Origin of the sequence: Ruegeria profundi (genome assembly GCF_049800715.1) — a bacterium.
GTDB classification, from domain to species: Bacteria; Pseudomonadota; Alphaproteobacteria; order Rhodobacterales; family Rhodobacteraceae; genus Ruegeria; species Ruegeria profundi_A.
In genome coordinates, this window is record NZ_JBNAFO010000014.1 from 102,501 (window position 1) to 104,696 (window position 2,196).

Here is a 2,196-nt window from a genome sequence, read left to right on the forward strand (position 1 = left end):
AAATAAGTTGTCCTGCGGCGAAGATGTAACGGGGCTCAAGCCATGAGCCGAAGTCTAGGGATGCGTAAGCATCGGTAGCAGAGCGTAGTGTGACATAGAACTCATCCGTATTTGCATCCACCTGGATGTAATGACGGATCGAGTTCTTTCGATGAAGCCGGGGCGTGAGCCATCCGGTGGAGAGATCACTAGTGAGAATGATGACATGAGTAGCGACAAAGAGTGTGAGAGACACTCTCGCCGAAAGTCCAAGGGTTCCTGCTTAAAGCTAATCTGAGCAGGGTAAGCCGGCCCCTAAGCCGAGGCCGAAAGGCGTAGGCGATGGGAACTAGGTTAATATTCCTAGGCCAGGAGGATGTGACGGATCACAGGTGTAGTTCAATCTTATCGGATTGATTGGGCTGCTGAGTGGTTCCTGGAAATAGCCCTCCATCAGACCGTACCCTAAACCGACACAGGTGGACTGGTAGAGCATACCAAGGCGCTTGAGAGAACGATGTTGAAGGAACTCGGCAAAATACCTCCGTAAGTTCGCGAGAAGGAGGCCCGGTTCCTAGGCAACTAGGGGCTGGGGGCACAAACCAGGGGGTGGCGACTGTTTATTAAAAACACAGGGCTCTGCGAAGTCGCAAGACGACGTATAGGGTCTGACGCCTGCCCGGTGCCTGAAGGTTAAAAGGAGAGGTGAGAGCCTTGAATTGAAGCCCAGGTAAACGGCGGCCGTAACTATAACGGTCCTAAGGTAGCGAAATTCCTTGTCGGGTAAGTTCCGACCTGCACGAATGGCGTAACGACTTCCCCGCTGTCTCCAACATCGACTCAGCGAAATTGAATTGCCTGTCAAGATGCAGGCTTCCCGCGGTTAGACGGAAAGACCCCGTGCACCTTTACTACAGCTTCGCACTGGCATCAGGATTGTGATGTGCAGGATAGGTGGTAGGCTTTGAAGCGGAAACGCAAGTATCCGTGGAGCCTCCCTTGAGATACCACCCTTCGCACTCTTGATGTCTAACCGCGGTCCGTTATCCGGACCCGGGACCCTGCGTGGCGGGTAGTTTGACTGGGGCGGTCGCCTCCTAAAGCGTAACGGAGGCGCGCGAAGGTTGGCTCAGAGCGGTCGGAAATCGCTCGTTGAGTGCAATGGCAGAAGCCAGCCTGACTGCGAGACTGACAAGTCGAGCAGAGTCGAAAGACGGCCATAGTGATCCGGTGGTCCCGAGTGGAAGGGCCATCGCTCAACGGATAAAAGGTACGCCGGGGATAACAGGCTGATACTGCCCAAGAGTCCATATCGACGGCAGTGTTTGGCACCTCGATGTCGGCTCATCTCATCCTGGGGCTGGAGCAGGTCCCAAGGGTACGGCTGTTCGCCGTTTAAAGAGGTACGTGAGCTGGGTTTAGAACGTCGTGAGACAGTTCGGTCCCTATCTGCCGTGGGTGTAGGAGACTTGAGAGGAGTTGCCCCTAGTACGAGAGGACCGGGGTGAACGATCCACTGGTGGACCAGTTGTCGTGCCAACGGCAGTGCTGGGTAGCTATGATCGGACAGGATAACCGCTGAAGGCATCTAAGCGGGAAGCCCCCCTCAAAACAAGGTCTCCCTGAGGGCCGTGGAAGACCACCACGTCAATAGGCCGGAGATGTAAGCGCAGTAATGCGTTCAGTTGACCGGTACTAATCGCCCGATAGGCTTGATTTGATCCAGTAACAGAAAGACAAATCAAACCAAAAGCATACACCGACCTTGACAATGGATGACGTCGTAGCGCCAAGCCGCGATGTTGATTGAAAACACAACCGAGTGGCAACGCACATACGCTAACTGCCACCTCGTCGCTTTCTTGCACAGCAAGAAAGTCAACATGGGCTTTTCCTCGGTTTGGTGGTCATAGCGCAAGTGAAACACCCGGTCCCATCCCGAACCCGGAAGTTAAGCACTGCCGCGCCAATGGTACTTGGGCTTAAGCCCCGGGAGAGTAGGTCACCGCCAAACCTAGTAAAAGCCCACAGTCTCTCTAATACGATCAGAAGAACACTACACGGCCTCAAGTAGCGTAAGCGGTAGGCCAACAAATGGTCTCAAGTAGCCGAATAGGCGGTAGACCAACGCAAAGTGTCGCGGGATGGAGCAGCCCGGTAGCTCGTCAGGCTCATAACCTGAAGGTCGCAGGTTCAAATCCTGCTCCCGCAACCAGC

At 54.6% G+C, this 2,196-nt stretch carries 1 tRNA gene and 2 rRNA genes (1 of these 3 cut by a window edge); all 3 read left to right on the forward strand.

Going from position 1 to position 2,196, the window contains the following annotated elements:
• Positions 1–1,699: ribosomal RNA gene (locus tag ACP15L_RS19605) — 23S ribosomal RNA — on the forward strand; it begins 1,131 nt to the left of the window's first position.
• A 179-nt stretch (positions 1,700–1,878) separates the two neighbouring features.
• Positions 1,879–1,993 (forward strand): 5S ribosomal RNA (gene rrf / locus ACP15L_RS19610).
• A gap of 124 nt (positions 1,994–2,117) precedes the next feature.
• Positions 2,118–2,194 (forward strand) — tRNA-Met (locus ACP15L_RS19615).
• Positions 2,195–2,196: the final 2 nt, after the last annotated feature.